The 14452-nt window shown below is 49.7% G+C and carries 13 protein-coding genes; 5 read left to right on the forward strand and 8 right to left on the reverse strand.

The annotated features are described in order from the left end of the window. Positions 1-262: 262 nt before the first annotated feature. The 5 genes from AACR77_RS14650 (at position 263) to AACR77_RS14670 (ending at position 6346) form a co-directional block, all read left to right on the forward strand. Positions 263-1444 (forward strand): hypothetical protein, encoded by a 1182-nt coding sequence (locus tag AACR77_RS14650; RefSeq protein ID WP_139739330.1) that lies wholly within the window; start codon positions 263-265, stop codon positions 1442-1444. Positions 1445-1530: 86 nt separating this feature from the next. Further along, on the forward strand, positions 1531-2673 hold the full coding sequence (locus AACR77_RS14655; protein WP_052224742.1) for a tyrosine-type recombinase/integrase: 1143 nt from the start codon (positions 1531-1533) through the stop codon (positions 2671-2673). Between the two features lie 67 nt (positions 2674-2740). Then, positions 2741-2935 carry a hypothetical protein gene (locus AACR77_RS14660; RefSeq protein WP_042656103.1) on the forward strand — a complete coding sequence of 65 codons (195 nt, stop codon included), beginning with the start codon at positions 2741-2743 and terminating at the stop codon, positions 2933-2935. Positions 2936-2951: 16 nt separating this feature from the next. Then, positions 2952-3404, forward strand: coding sequence for a hypothetical protein (locus AACR77_RS14665; RefSeq protein ID WP_042878399.1), 453 nt, complete (start codon positions 2952-2954; stop codon positions 3402-3404). A gap of 68 nt (positions 3405-3472) precedes the next feature. Then, positions 3473-6346 (forward strand): hypothetical protein, encoded by a 2874-nt coding sequence (locus AACR77_RS14670; protein ID WP_197055466.1) that lies wholly within the window; start codon positions 3473-3475, stop codon positions 6344-6346. A 104-nt stretch (positions 6347-6450) separates the two neighbouring features. Here AACR77_RS14670 and AACR77_RS14675 read toward each other — a convergent pair whose 3' ends face one another. From AACR77_RS14675 to AACR77_RS14710, 8 genes are all read right to left on the reverse strand, one after another. Further along, on the reverse strand, positions 6451-6747 hold the full coding sequence (locus tag AACR77_RS14675) for a DCL family protein (protein WP_081999306.1): 297 nt from the start codon (positions 6745-6747) through the stop codon (positions 6451-6453). 30 nt (positions 6748-6777) lie between these two features. Further along, the gene (locus AACR77_RS14680) at positions 6778-9366 is read right to left on the reverse strand and encodes a DEAD/DEAH box helicase (RefSeq protein WP_042878402.1); all 2589 of its coding nucleotides are present in this window, start codon (positions 9364-9366) and stop codon (positions 6778-6780) included. Further along, complete coding sequence (locus tag AACR77_RS14685; RefSeq protein ID WP_042878404.1) at positions 9363-10313, reverse strand: HamA C-terminal domain-containing protein; 951 nt, start codon at positions 10311-10313, stop codon at positions 9363-9365. The genes AACR77_RS14680 and AACR77_RS14685 overlap by 4 nt, the downstream gene beginning before the upstream one ends. A 533-nt stretch (positions 10314-10846) precedes the next feature. Then, positions 10847-11266 (reverse strand): DUF2787 family protein, encoded by a 420-nt coding sequence (locus AACR77_RS14690; RefSeq protein ID WP_042878406.1) that lies wholly within the window; start codon positions 11264-11266, stop codon positions 10847-10849. 62 nt (positions 11267-11328) lie between these two features. After that, positions 11329-11934 (reverse strand): hypothetical protein, encoded by a 606-nt coding sequence (locus tag AACR77_RS14695; RefSeq protein WP_052224744.1) that lies wholly within the window; start codon positions 11932-11934, stop codon positions 11329-11331. Positions 11935-12056: 122 nt separating this feature from the next. Then, complete coding sequence (locus AACR77_RS14700) at positions 12057-12359, reverse strand: YkvA family protein (RefSeq protein ID WP_025201450.1); 303 nt, start codon at positions 12357-12359, stop codon at positions 12057-12059. After that, a complete protein-coding gene (locus AACR77_RS14705) occupies positions 12352-12708 on the reverse strand; it encodes a hypothetical protein (protein WP_041213127.1) in 357 nt (118 codons plus the stop codon). The genes AACR77_RS14700 and AACR77_RS14705 overlap by 8 nt, the downstream gene beginning before the upstream one ends. 154 nt (positions 12709-12862) lie before the next feature. Next, positions 12863-14068, reverse strand: a complete 1206-nt coding sequence (locus AACR77_RS14710) for a tyrosine-type recombinase/integrase (RefSeq protein ID WP_042878411.1) — start codon at positions 14066-14068, stop codon at positions 12863-12865. Positions 14069-14452 lie beyond the last annotated feature (384 nt).

Consider the following 14452-nt stretch of genomic DNA (forward strand, 5'->3'; position numbering starts at 1 on the left):
CTTTTGTGGGCAACTGTCAGGTGAATACAATCTCCATACATCTTGATTTTGGCCTTTGGTAACTTGATGCTTACTTAAGCTTAAGCCTTATCAGCATCAAACTGCTCCACAATTGGCCTATCGTTATGATAAAAACGTAAATTTGATCCGTTCCATTATCGTGATTGGCAATTAAAAAGGTTGTTCGCCCCGATGAGGCGGTAGTATATTGCTAGAGGCATTTTTAAACCCTCTTATCACTTGATAATTAAGATATATATATATGGCAAAAGAAAAATACGGTTTAATACCACACAATGATAAAGACGTTTTATCTTTTAAAGCTATGTACGGAGAAAGTGTTTTAGAAGAGCTATTTTTAAATGCGGATAAGAAATTACCTAAGAGTAATAACTTAGGTCTCAAAGAACTACAAAAGCCTAGCACTCTTCAATTTACAACTGTTGATGACATTGAGCTTATTTTCAACTTCCAGCAGTATCTGAGTAAAAAACTACGTAGTAAAATAAATAACTGTCGACACAAAGAAACCGCTTTTCAAAATACTTTTGAGCATTTGATGGCGCTCTCAGAAAGCAATGAAAACCTCCCTATAGATACCTCTGTTATTGAGGATATAGTAGTCCAACTACAATCGCTTGCTCACCCCTCTCCCCAAAGGGTAAATTTCCACGGCATCATTGATGGAAAACATATTGGTAGTAAGCTCGATATATTGAAGATGTCGAATGACATTAACAATTCTGCACGTGACATCGCGACAAAACTGATTTCCCTGACAAATGAAGTATATCAATATCCGGATAGGTATACGCTTGTTGGAACATCGACTGAGTTCCTGTCACATCTAGCCAACCTTCTTTTAATTTATTTCCCTCTGGATATTACTGAACAATGGTTAGAGTTTGAAAAGAATGCTCGACATCATCCTGAAAAAAACACTCCCGATGATTTATTTATGGCAATCGGGACTAAAGTCTCAATGGAGTTTGGATGTTATCATCATATAGTCAAGACATTCCTCACCGCAGCCTATCTCATATTATTACACATTGAAGAGATATTCCCAGTAAAGGAACGTAGCAGGACATTATCCCCTGATGAATACATATTTTTTACACATAATCGCAGAACATTCGGAGAAGGAAAGACAAATAAATTAATGTCGATACCAATTTACTATAGGAATATTACCTACAAGATTTGGCTATACTATTGGCAACACTCTCAACCAAAATTTAAAAATGCTACCCCTGATACAATCGACGAACTACACGTGACTGGTCCGGAAATGATTATGGCGCTTGCCGAAGCGTTTCCTTATACGCGGATGGAATTCGATGGAAAATCCAGCGCAGATGACTTGGCTTCCAGGCGAAATCTTATTTCTGATATATACAAATACTCATCACTCGTTGACCACTACTTCAAGCACGAGGGCTGATGCTTTGACCAGCATGCATCACGCATGAGATAGTTCAAACCACGCATTGATTACTGTTACCTCCCCACTATCAGGAGGTAACAGTCATGCCCATCATCCCCCTACACTTCACTCGTAAAACCCTTGATGCCCTTCCTCCCCCTGCGAACGGGAAGCAGCAGGAGTACAAGGACGTAACGCATCCTCAACTTCGGGTCATGCGTTACCCTTCATCACTCTCTTTTCTGTTCAAGACCACCCATCGCTACCAGCCGATCTGTGAAACGCTTGGCACGTATCCATACATGTCGATCCAGGATGCTCGTAGCGCTGTTTATGAGCGAATGCAGGCACTCCAAAGCGGCACTTACTCGCTAGGCAAGAACAAACGGCTCGATGAGGTCTATCAAACCCTTTACCTCACCGACCTCAAGCTGAACAAACGTAATACGGCATCTGAGTTGTATAAGGTGAAGAAGTATATCCTGCCTCGCTTTGGCGACAGTAAGATCGGAAAAATCGAGCGGCAGGACATTGAATCGTTCAAGCTCGACCTCTGTGCTCATCTCCAGCCATCCAGCGTAAACAAGATCCTCGCCGCCCTCTCCCGCATGTTCACGCTGTCGGTCGAACATGGCTATCTAGCTTCTAGCCCCATGAACGGGATAAAGAGACTCAAAGAAAACAACCAGCGTCACCGAGTCCTCACCACGGATGAACGTCAGGGGTTTATCACGGCATGCCATGCGCTACAAACACCTGGGGCCAACTCCTTGTTGCTTTCCCTCTATACAGGGATGCGGATCGGTGAAGTGCTCTCGATCAAGAATTCGAACGTTCATCTTGATGCTGGTTATCTCGTCCTTCCCCTCACCAAAAACGGCCAACAGCACGTTGTACCGTTATCGACGTCAGCCATCGCAACGATTAGAGAGCAGCAGACAGCGTTCGGCATTCAAGACTACTTATTTTTCTCTCCTAACCGGGCCAATGCACCTTTAGCGTATCCGCGCCATGCCTTCGAACGAGTCTGTAAACATGCGGGGATCCAAGGTCTATGTATTCACGATTTGCGCCGCAGCTTTGCCACCACCTTGCTCCAGGAAACCGGTGATCTGGCCTTGGCGGCCCAGACACTCAACCACAACTCCCTTGAGACGACACGGCTATACGCAAGATATCAGGTCAACGAGCTCATCGAAAAAATCAACGTCACACAGGCTAGTTGGAGCAGCGTGCATGACAGATGAGATTTTCTGTTCTCGATTTTTGGGACAGTAGCTCCAGTCGAACGAACAGCACAAACGAGAGGAAGCAATGGACGAAGACAAAATGATCACTCGAAGCGAGTTGGCCCAGCGGTGGCGAGTCAGCAAGAGCTGGGTGGACAAGCAGATGGTCATCGCCCCTGAGACGTTACCCCCGTTTGTAACCATCGGTCGGCAGACCCGCTTCCCCATCCAGGAAGTCATCCGCTGGGAAAATGAACGGCTTTCTCGGCTTACTAACTGATAAGAAGGTAAACATTATGGCAATGCAAAGCACTACCCAAGCTCAAACCAACAAAACTTCTTCGTTCGTGCGTTGTGGCACCAACCTGTTGAAACTCAGCGCCCTCACACGGTGCCAAGTACTGCCGACACAGGGTGATGATGGCTCCTACTACCTCAATATCTGGCAACAAAATAACCCACTGCAGGCGGCGGCTGGGGTGAAGTTTGATACGGAAGAAGACGCTCTGGCTGAGATGACCCAACTGTGTAAGCAAGTGCAGCGCCAAACCAAACGCAACCTGCTCGTGCTTGCCAACGGCTTCGTCGACATTGAATGGGTTGATCGTGTGGTTTCCATCGATAAGAACGAGACGTTGCTCATCGGCCTGTTTAACGAATCTCCTCAGGTACAACCCCATTGGCTTGTGTTCAAGACCGAAGAAGAACGCAGCGCTTGCTTAGACACCATCACAGCCCGGCTGCTCTAAGACATCTAGCCAATCAACTGTAACAAAAGGGCCTGAGGGCCCTTCTTCAATTTCTGAGGCCAGAAAAAATGAGCAACTTGGCTATCCCCCTCGGTCTGTACGACATGGATTATGACCATGTCATGCGTGAAGGCAAAGTCATCACCAAGCCTGCCGATACCAGCAATACGCCCCTATCTACTGATGTGACAATCGACTTGTTTGCTACGGCAGCATCACCGTTGGATGCTGTTCTCGCTTCTATCTGTGAGTCCCCCTTACTCAACAACGGCAAACTGGTTACCGCAGACGGATCCTCGATTGCTGACGACACGCAAATCCCCGGCTACCTGTTGTCAGCACAGGAGAATTCAACCAACAAGGCACTGCGGTTACGCACCCAGCATTATCTCAAGCCTGGGGAGACAGTGGTTCCCGCAAAAGGTGAAGGGATCCATATAGGCATAGACAGCGAATACGTATACAACCCCAAGACAATGCACAACGACATTCTCTCCTACCAGTTCTTTGCCAAAACTGAAAAGGGGGAGCACGCAGACATCATTTATCCCGCCTCTTCGAAGAAATCTGACCGACTGAGCTTTGAACGATTTATCAGCCACATCATTATTGAATGTAAAGCGAAGGGGCTAATCACAGAATGGCCCAAGCACGTCTTTGTGTATGCTCATTTCCTAAGAGCAGACCTTGCCTCGTTTGGCGACTTCTGGCGGTTCAAAACTCAGGTTAATGGCATTCGCCGAACAGTGGCATCAGTAAACAATGCCTATGGCATCGATCTTGAGAACATCTTGCACCGTCAAGCTAAACCGGCCCCGCTGATTTTGCGAGACAAGCAGCGTAAAGCCCAACGAACCTTGATCACCTTTGTCGACACTATGCTACACACCCCAGGTGGTGCTGGTCTTGCAGCCGTTGGTGAACTCATTGGCTTACCAAAATTGTCCCTCCCTGCGGATCACTCCATTGATCGCATGGATGAACTACTCGCCGGCAACAAGGTAGCCTTTGAAGCTTATGCCCTGCGCGATGCCGAAATCGCAGTCAAATATGGCCTACGACTCCATGAATTCGCTAAGACACTGGGGCTTTCATCCCTGCCAAAGACGATTGGCGGCTGTGCCACATCGGTGTTCCTGAAACATCTGCGCGAAACGGGCCAAGACCGGGATCAGCTATTTGGAACCCATGAGGTGGTGCAAACTGGATGGAACAAAAATGCATCCAGACCTGTGACTAAGACGATTCGGGAGATGACCCCTGCTGCAAAGCTATTCGAGAGTCTTGCCATCGATTGCTACCACGGTGGACGGAATGAATGCTTTTGGGGTGGCCCGACCCCACTATCGCTCTTCAACGATTTTGACCTCAGCGGAGCCTATACCACAGGGCTCGTTGACCTTTTTCCCCTTGATTATGAGCGAGGGCGAATGACCACGAACACAGCCGACTTCTGTGGCCATGTCTTTGGTCTTGCTCGCGTTAAATTTAGATTTCCAGACGGGACTCGTTATCCCAGCCTACCGGTGCGTACTGAAATTGGCCTGTTGTTTCCCCTCACTGGTGAATCTTTCTGTACCGCACCAGAGATCGAGGTCGCACTCCGCATGGGTTGCCAGATTGAGATACATCAAGGTGTCATCATCCCTTGGGCAGATACGACGCAGCGCCTGTTTGAGCCCTTTGTCTCGCAGGTTCGGGAAAAACGCCAATCGTATGTGAAGAAATCCTTCGAAGAGCTGCTTTGGAAAGAAATTGGTAACTCTCTCTATGGCAAGCTGGCGCAAGGTCTGAGGGGGAAGTCTGCCTTCGATACATCCAGTGGATTGAGCAAGCCTATTGAGCGCTCAGCCATCACCAACGCATTCTTTGCCGCGCATACGACCGGCCTGATCCGTGCCGTACTCGGAGAAGTCTTGGCTACCATCCCCGCTCACCGAACGGTGGTGAGCGTCACGACGGATGGCTTCCTCACCGATGCAACCTATGACGAACTTGTGCTGACTGGCCCGATATGCAGCAGGTTTCAAGCGTTGGGTGAACGACTGGATGGCCCTGGCTTTCGGATGCTGGAGCAAAAACATCAGGTTAAACAGGTCATCGCGATGAAGACTCGTGGTCAACTTACTCCCGAAGGCGTTGAGGGTCAGCCCCAGATCCTGGCCAAGGCTGGGGTTAAGCCCCCCTGCACTAAGGAGCTGCATCAGGCGTACATGCTTGACCTGTATCTGAATCGTACCCCCGGCCAAAAAGTCGATAGTGACCATTTAATATCTACGACTGAAATGTGGATCAATGAACGCGATCTTGTCTCCGTGAGCAGGTCAAAGACCCTGAATCTTGAGTTCGACTTCAAGCGGCAACCCATGCTGCCATCAATGCAGAGTGTGCTAGACACCGAGCATATTTGCTTTGATACACGCCCCTGGCCGACGGTAGCAGCCGCTATGGAGCAACGTGTGGTATTCGATAACTGGCGGCGAACGAACTGCCTGAAGACCCTCAATGACTGGGAGAGCTGGGAGGATTACTTCGTCTGCAAGACGTCGATAAAAGGATTGCCAATGCGTGTGACGGATGAAGGTTCGCTTGGCATCCTAAAGCGGGTTTTCCTGCGTGCTTATACCCAGTCCGCTTTCGGTATGACGAAAACGATGGGGTACGATGAGCTGGCCGAATGGCTGACCATCAATGGCTGCCCAACCAGTGTTGATGACTGTAAGTCCGCCAAACGCGCCAAGCTGGTCGGGCAGTGTGTACCGGTGACGACGCGCACCGTCCGCCTGGTGCGGGTGATCCTGCAAGAGTGCCCAGGGTTAGAGCTGGGGGCTCTGTTCAAGCCGGAGGACATGCCACTGCTCCAAGGCCGGTTGAACAACCCCAAGACCGAGATAGCGCAAATCACGCAGGATGCGCCGAGTCATGAAGTGATAACCGACTGATTGATATAGCAATATCTGGCTGGTGTAATAAGGTAATTGGGGAAGCAACTATATATGTTGCGTCCCCCTTCTCTTTACGTCGCACTGTTATGATGGGAATACGCTTAGCTACGGTGAATAGAACCTGTAATAGAGAACTTCTCGGTTGTTCCATCTGTACGATTGACCCAAAAACACTTGGTGCCAAAATCAGCAGAACGAACACTGAAACTAGCAATTCCAGGCCCAATTTTTAAAGCTGCATTTGGATGATTCTCCAATGCTGCTCGCAAAACAACTGAATCTTCTGTACTAACTCGATCACCCAGATCATATCTGTGGAGCATATCTTTTAGATATGCGACAGCATCTCCCCTTCTATCAAAATGCATAGGACCAAGACAGATTGGTTTAGCAGGCATATAATCTCCACTCCTTGGTTATCAGTTTGTTTATCTCTGGCTAATGAGAATTTCACGTACTTCACGAATAATGATGGCTGGAATATCCATTGATTGGAACTGATCCAGACGCTCAGAAATCCAAGTAATACATCCCTCTTTACTGAGGTCGTCTCGGGCAATTTTCTCGTATAAAGCTACAGCGCTCATACGAGAGAGGCCAAGCTCCATGAGCGAGAGAAGAGTCCTCGACGAGACACCAAACTCAAGCTGCGTTCCGATATCCAAACCGTCGTCAATCAGATCCTCACGGCCAATCTCTCGTAGATGCAGATGCAATACATCCATATACGCTGAAAGGTATTTTGGTGCTTTAAACCGGGCTATTTGCTCCACCAATTCCATCGTACTGCGAATTAACTCAGGAAGACTGAAAGTCCTACCAACCTCTTGGTGCCAATCGATACTGTCACGGATAATTCTAGCCAACGAGTATCCCTTTAACCATTTGACAACAATCAATGCGTACAATCTGATGCGAGATACAGGAGTAAACGCAAGAAACAAGTGTTCGTTGACTCTCCCCATAATAGTAATGAATCGGTCATAGCTGTCGTTGCTCGCAACTTCAGCAGGGAGCAAGTTTTCAACATCACCAGTGTAAGCACGAAAAGCGTCAAGAAGGCGCTGAAGGCCAATAGCATTAACCCCAGGATGTCGAGCGGCTAATTCGACACTGATTTCGATCTGCTTTGCTATAGTTCCTAACACATGGTCGAGATTAGCAATAGATTCAGCGTTATGACGTTTCGCGAGGTTAGCCGCTGATATTGAGCCAAGTCGCATGAAGGTTGTGAGCAGATAAGCACCAACCTGCTCAAATTTATCTTTGTCCTCGATACTGGAGAGATCCGTAAGTCCGCGTTTGGATAGATAGTCAGCCATGTCATCGCCAAGCTCAAGAACTGCGTCGCTTTCACGCTTAATGGGATAGCGTGCACGACCAGGAACTCCTGTAGGCCACGCTTGCTTGTCTTCTGGGTCAATGCAAATGATGTTTCCTTGGAACTCATCCCCCCATCGGCCTGCACGACCAGCCAAGTTCCAGAAATCGTGCGGTTCCATAGGATGCCCTTTTCCTTTACGCGGTCCGCGCACAACAATTGTCCGACAGGACAAATTCACGCCTTCTATCAATGTGGAGGTGCAAACTAGGAATCGTATCTTTCCTGACCGGAATAAACGCTCTATCTCTAGTCTGAGCAGTGATGGCATGTTGCCATAGTGGAACGCCACTCCGAGCTCAACAAGTGGTGCCAGGCGGAAGTCCTGATGCACTCCTTTGCGAGCAAGCTCAGCAAGCTGGGAAAGCTCCGAATCAACGAACTCAATTTTTGGTAAGAGCTGACTGATTAAGTCCGCGACCTCTTCTGCATCTCCAGCGCCGTTGGCATAAACGAGAGTTCCACCTCTTTCGCCTACAGCTGCTGCGATAAATGCAAGGCGCTTTTTGAGTCCCGACGGAGTGCTCGCTAGCTGAAGAGTCCCTATTGGAAGCGTTGAGCTGTGCTGTTGAAGAGTCAGTGCCCACAACTTTGATTTCCGTGGTACCTGAGATGCGACCATCAGATTCTGAAGAACTGTGGAGGAGTCACTATCGACAGTGACAGTCTGCACTCCATGAGGCGCGTCCGTGAGTAGCTCTCCCGGGTTCTGAGTAGCCGGGCTTATAAATACAGCTTTAAGTTTTGGATTGCCACGGGTCGCTCGTTCTATTGCATCCTGCAAGATCACGCCGCGCTGGTTGTCACCAATCTTGTGTGCCTCGTCCACGATAAGCAGGTCTATTGAAAGCTCGTTACCAAGTACATTAGCGAGAAGGTGCATTCTTTCTTGTGTGAATACGAGAATTACTCGTGCACCTCCAGTGCGAGCAGCTCTGTATTTAGCCGGTAGTGGAAGGGACGACACCTCGATCAGCCCGGAATTACCAAGCATGCTCTTGAGGTTAGTCTCGATTTCTGAAACCAGTGCCCGAGTAGGAGCAAGGTAGACTGCGACACAGGCTTCACCCGCGACTACTTGATCAATAAGCCATTGAAGCACTAGAAACGTCTTGCCAGAAGCCGTAGGCGCAGATGCCGAAAGCCAGCGTTCTCCTACCGAATTAGTCCAGAAACGTTGCTGAAAATCGTTTACTTGCAACCAAGATCCACTCGATTGTACTAGGATGGAGCGATCCATTTCGCGACGCTGAGCCTCAAGACGTAACGCAACGCCAAGCCGCCCATTGAGGTCAGCGGCAACCAATTTACGATCCATAGCTAACGTAATTGCCCGAAAATTAGAGAGTTTGCCCATCAGGACAGCCCCCGCATCTTTGAGTGCCCAATCTTCAGCCAAACAGACAGCAGCAGTTGCGATTCGAAGTGCGGCTTCTTGATCAACCCTTTGCTCAGAGCGCGCAAGGATGCTACCAGCGAGCAACAACCTAGACCAATCAATAGAGGCTGTAGACAAATCCGAGGCATCCGGTATCAGATTATCGAGCTCCTTGCGCACAGTGAGAAGCGTAATAGAATCGAGGTCATCTCGAACACCTTCTTTAAGAAGCCATGATTGAAGATCTGCTAGGCTCATGATTCCTTCATCCCCATCGCCTTGAGGAAGGCTGAACGAAATCCTTCGGCCGACGGTAGAGGAACACAAAGAAACTCGATCTCCATCTGTTCGAGCCTCTCTACTTTCAGCCTTCTGTCAATACTCTTACTCCAATCGTTAAGTGCAATACGGGATGCCTCTACAATCTCCTCTGCAACCGCCTTCACACTGTCTTTCGGATAGAACGAGGCATCAAAGCCTACAAGGGCTATGCCACAATATTGCACCCGCTTAGACATCGCCGAGGACTTGTCAAAATACCTCCTGAGAGCATTCGTGAGTTCTGGGTTACTGAGATCAGCCTTGTCACTGAGGAGCATAAGATCGCGTTCTCGTCCAGCATCTTCATGTTCAGGCTCCACCAAAAATGGGGCGAGGGAAGATAGACAATCGCGAATAGCATCGCTTGCATCTCCGTAGATTTTGGACTCTCCCCAATAAAGTTTTAAAGTCCCTTCATCTGTAACCCCCGCATATACCCCATCTGCACCGTGATAGTGCATACGTGAGTCAGTTTTGAGATCCATCTTGCATATAATTTGTGGCAACTTAAGGAAGCGTTCGGCCAGGAGAAACAACAGCATCTCGCCCCCTTCTCCAGTATTTGCTAAATCGGTAAAAGAACGTTTTGCCCGCTCGATTAGTTCAGCAACCGCCTCAGTGCTATTGAATTTAGCATCACGTAATTTTGCATCAGCAAGTTTGGAGCGAGGGATCGCATAATCAACCACAGCATTTCGCATAAACTCCGCTAGTCGATGCGGTTGAACACGGCCATTACCATCAACCGTAAGACAATGACAATGAATCTTAACCGAATGCCCCTCAATGGATACATTCCTCACCACAGGTGTCAGATGAACCTCAATCGCTTCTGGGTTACCAGTAAGAGCTGACTCTAGAGCTGAAGATGTGATAGTCGACAAGATTTTTCAGACCTCTGGATGTAGTAAGCACAAATGAATGATACGTAAGAGTCCTACCATATCACTGCGTTAGGCTGATTAACATTTGATGTCATCACACTATGAGTGGTTGTTCGAATTTTCTTGGTTGCCGACATACAGGGTGGCAAAAACGCTTTCGGGCTGACTACGCAAATCATCCCTGTTGCGGAAGAGAAATTGTCTATAACCTACTGATACTTAATGTAAAATATGCTTGGTGGAATAGCGCTATTGGGGATACATACATATCTGTCTTTCTCCCTCCTCGCCGATGACAAAAAAACAAGCCTCCCAGCCACAGGCCGGGGGATACTTGTTTTTTTTTGGGGGGGGGGTGGCTGAGAGAGACACCTGAAACAGACGAAGGATGGACTAACCTACTGAGCCGCTGACCGGTTTCGAGTTGGGTTAGCCCATCGCTCCTTGCCCTACATGGAAAGGTAAACACAGCAGCGCCACTGCCAGTACCAAACCGCCGCTGGTTCCTGTTCCTCTCCTGTCCGGTGCGACGGTTACGCAGCCACTGAGACGGTAAACACGCCCATCTGGTAGTAACTGACGAAGTTCGACTCCCACATCGTATAGAGCTCCCTGGCCGACGCTGGTCCCATCTGGCCGTAACGGAGCAGGTAGTATTCTTCGCTCAAAAAGTTGAAGTCGATCTCTTTGACCAACTCCGCCATATCCTCCGGCCCCTGATAGCTAAAGTCCGTCACGTAATCGAATTGCCACCGGTCTTTACGCTTTAGCAGCCGGATCTCTACTGGATGAAACCCACCACGAACCGGGCCGTAATCCGGGTCTCGGAAGTTAAAGGTCAGGCTGGATTGACCATGTAGCGTCATCCCAGATCTGTCCAGTTCCTGACTCAGAATACTCATCAATGCCTGACTGACAGGCAGGGCAAAATCGCCCGCAAATGGGATCGTCATAATCACCTCAGATTGATTGTTTAGGGGGGCTCACCCTTGGACAGGTGAGAGCTATGCAGGGGTTATTCGATGGTTGGTGCTACGGTGCAGAGCTCATTGGTTAGCGAACCCCAGCGCTCAAGATAATCAGGCACCAGTTCGTGCAGCATCGGATTGCCGTCAGCCTTCTGGATCAGCTTCAGCCCGTCCGAGCGCAGAATGGCTGATAAGAATCCGGCGTTATTGGCGCTGCCACCTTTAAACAGTCGCTTCATGACGCTGGATTTGAACGGCTTGTCTGCGGGCAAGGAGAGCAACACATCGTCAATCGCCGACAGCGCAATCCACTCCTTGCTATGCAGACCCCCACCCTGATTGCCTGTAATTTTCAGGAACAGCTCGCCACTCTCTTCATGACGCCCGATGGCATAGAAAATTAGCCCTTCTGATCGTGCACTGAGTTTCTCGGCGGTATGGTTGAGCAAGGTGTGTATGGGTGCAGGGCCGCCGGGCACGGAGTCTGCGGTGTCGCCGGGTCCAGGCCTGGCCTTGTCGGCGTCAGCCGCAAGGGCTGGCGAGAGAGGCTCGGCGCAGCCGCTTGCTCCGGATGTGAGAGGGCTCTCGTCGGCTGGCGTGGTGCTGGCAGGTTTAGGGGTCTCTTCAACGCGGTTTTTACGGGGTCTTGCCATGATAGTTTCCTTACAACGTCGTTAGATAACCGGAGATTACGATCTCCAGTTCATCGGTAGACGGGTCATAGATAAAGGGTCATAGAAAGCGCGATAGCGCGACAGGGCCTACTCCATCACTGTCACAGTGATCTCATTCGGTCCTTGGCGGATTGACGGTGGTGTGACTTAACCGGCAGTGCGGCTAATGCCGAGGTGATGACCGATAAGTCATCCAGATAACCGGCAAATGGAATGGGATCTGGTACCACGTCGAACGGGTTTACCAGATAAGCCAGCGCACCGATGATGAGCGCATAGCACCAGACCGGCAGATCGCCATCCGTGAGCAGGACATACAACAGTACGGCCTTCTCCAGCAGCTCCTTAATCCCCTTGATCTCTTTTAACTTGCGCATGATGTCGCTATGACTGGGATTACTCATGGTGCATCCCCTCCAGGGTGGTGATCAGCGGAGCATCTGAGTGGATCAGCAGGTAAATCCCAGCACCCTCATCGTTGAGAATGGCCAGCAACAGACGCCAATCTTCGGATATGGCGAACTCTTGCTCCGGGTAACGCAAACCGAACATCACCTGATTCTGGGTATGCTGTGGCATGGCCTGGAACTCATTCACCGAGTCCGTCATCTCGATAATGACCAGACTACAACCGGTCGTGTCCCAGAATGCCCTCGCCTCCTCTACTGATGAAAAGGGCTCGATAATTTGCTCCATGACCGAGACATGGAGTGCCGGGTAGGCCGCGAGCAATGACTCCTCCGGCCATTCCATACAAGTTTTCATCGTTTTTCTCTCCAACAAAAAGGCCCTTAAGCTCAGATGAACTTAAGGGCCTGGGAACTGTGAAATGTGAAATGTGGACCAACAGCCTATGTAACAGCGCTGTCTGGTTATTAATATCTGTTTATAAACAATACCTTTTCGGTCACTCCGCCTGGATCATAGACGAGAGACCTTCGCTGATATTGCGACTGCGCTCAGAGGTCAGCTTTGCATACCGCTGGGAGGATTGAATGCTGGCGTGGGCCAATTGCGCCTTGACGTCATACAGGCTGTATTGCCCGGAAGAGACCAAGGCACTGGCGACCGAATGGCGAGCCGTATGGAAGCAAACCTCATCGCGATCTTCGATACCGGCTTTCTGCAACACCCGTTCATAGGCACATCTGGGTTCACCGATGGGCTTACCCTGACAGCGAATATGCTGGCTCGCGAACACATAGGGATTACCGGCTATTCTGGGGAGCTTCTCCAGAATATCGATAGCCAATGTGCTCAGGTAAATGATCCGGCTCTTGCCATTCTTGGTCAGGGGTACGAACAGCGTCTTATCCTCCCAGTTCACATGTTCCCATTTAGCGAGTAACACCTCTGATTTTCTTGCCCCCGTCAGGTAGAGCATCGCGATGAAGCTGCCTGCGGCTTGATTGCGATCCTGCAATGCCACCTCAATGACCCGTTTCATCTCTTCAATCGATAGGAAACGCGTCCTGGCATTGTCCTCCTTCAACAGCTTGATCTTGGCCGCCTCGTTGGTGTCCAGAATGCCCCAGCGCACCGCATAGCTGCCCATGGTCTTTAACTGGGCCAACACTCGGTTGGCGGTACTCGGTGCGTAGGCGGTCTGCTGAGGGTTGTTAGGGTGAACCATCTCCGATTGCAACTGCAGGACATCCATCGCCTTGAGTTGCCGGTAACGCATGGCACCAAAGCGTGGTTCTATGTTGTGTTTGAACCGCTGAATGTCGCTGTTGATCGATCGTTTGCCGATGGTCTTGAGGTGCGGCAAAAAGGTCTGCCAGAAGAACTCCGAAAGGGTGGGCTCAGTTTTGTAGCTATCCCGCTCTGCTACTGGGTCGATGCCTTCTGCCAGCATCGCCTTGTACTTGCGGGCAATGGCCCTAGCTTGGCTCACATCGATATCGCCGAATCGCCCCAGGGCGATGCTGCGCTTCTTGCCCTGGAGGGTATAGCGCAGTAGGAAACGCTTACTGCCTTGGCTTTTTCCTGACAAGAGTTTTAAGCCGATGACCTCTGTATCGGAGAACTCCAGTTCAGTAGCGCCAGCCTCTCGTTGTTGTGCGGGCAAAGCCTTGATGGCTGCATTGGTAAAGCGAAATTTGGTCTGCATAGATACCTCCGATGATGGGTTAGATCATGGGATTAATATCTGTTTCAAAGGGGATTCAATGCGGGTTTGGGAGGGGTGAAGACGAAGGGGTAACGGTGAGCTGCACTTGCTTCAGCACCAGAAACAGACCCCGGAAAAGTCCGGAGCAGTAGCCAACCAAACGTCCTTGGCTATGTTGGAAGACTGAGCAGGTTGTTCGCAACGAATTGCAGGAAGTAGTAAGTCGCTTAGACAAGAAATGGACAAGAAAGGAAAAGTGAGAGAGGGGAAACGCTGGGGAGCAGAAACAAAAACGACGCAATGAAGCGTCGTATCTGTTTAATCTGTAAGGCTTTTTCTTCAATTTTAATGGTGCCTGAGGCCGGAATCGAACCGGCACGACGC

The organism is Aeromonas sp. ZOR0002, from assembly GCF_963866995.1.
In the GTDB taxonomy this organism is placed as follows: Bacteria; Pseudomonadota; Gammaproteobacteria; order Enterobacterales; family Aeromonadaceae; genus Aeromonas; species Aeromonas caviae.

What these genes read in the sequence shown, in the direction of transcription:
- AACR77_RS14650 (WP_139739330.1), top strand. Translation starts at nt 263, where the DNA reads ATGGCAAAAGAAAAATACGGTTTAATACCACACAATGATAAAGACGTT.
- AACR77_RS14655 (WP_052224742.1), top strand. Translation starts at nt 1,531, where the DNA reads ATGCCCATCATCCCCCTACACTTCACTCGTAAAACCCTTGATGCCCTT.
- AACR77_RS14660 (WP_042656103.1), top strand. Translation starts at nt 2,741, where the DNA reads ATGGACGAAGACAAAATGATCACTCGAAGCGAGTTGGCCCAGCGGTGG.
- AACR77_RS14665 (WP_042878399.1), top strand. Translation starts at nt 2,952, where the DNA reads ATGGCAATGCAAAGCACTACCCAAGCTCAAACCAACAAAACTTCTTCG.
- AACR77_RS14670 (WP_197055466.1), top strand. Translation starts at nt 3,473, where the DNA reads ATGAGCAACTTGGCTATCCCCCTCGGTCTGTACGACATGGATTATGAC.
- AACR77_RS14675 (WP_081999306.1), bottom strand. Translation starts at nt 6,747, where the DNA reads ATGCCTGCTAAACCAATCTGTCTTGGTCCTATGCATTTTGATAGAAGG.
- AACR77_RS14680 (WP_042878402.1), bottom strand. Translation starts at nt 9,366, where the DNA reads ATGAGCCTAGCAGATCTTCAATCATGGCTTCTTAAAGAAGGTGTTCGA.
- AACR77_RS14690 (WP_042878406.1), bottom strand. Translation starts at nt 11,266, where the DNA reads ATGACGATCCCATTTGCGGGCGATTTTGCCCTGCCTGTCAGTCAGGCA.
- AACR77_RS14695 (WP_052224744.1), bottom strand. Translation starts at nt 11,934, where the DNA reads ATGGCAAGACCCCGTAAAAACCGCGTTGAAGAGACCCCTAAACCTGCC.
- AACR77_RS14700 (WP_025201450.1), bottom strand. Translation starts at nt 12,359, where the DNA reads ATGAGTAATCCCAGTCATAGCGACATCATGCGCAAGTTAAAAGAGATC.
- AACR77_RS14705 (WP_041213127.1), bottom strand. Translation starts at nt 12,708, where the DNA reads ATGGAATGGCCGGAGGAGTCATTGCTCGCGGCCTACCCGGCACTCCAT.
- AACR77_RS14710 (WP_042878411.1), bottom strand. Translation starts at nt 14,068, where the DNA reads ATGCAGACCAAATTTCGCTTTACCAATGCAGCCATCAAGGCTTTGCCC.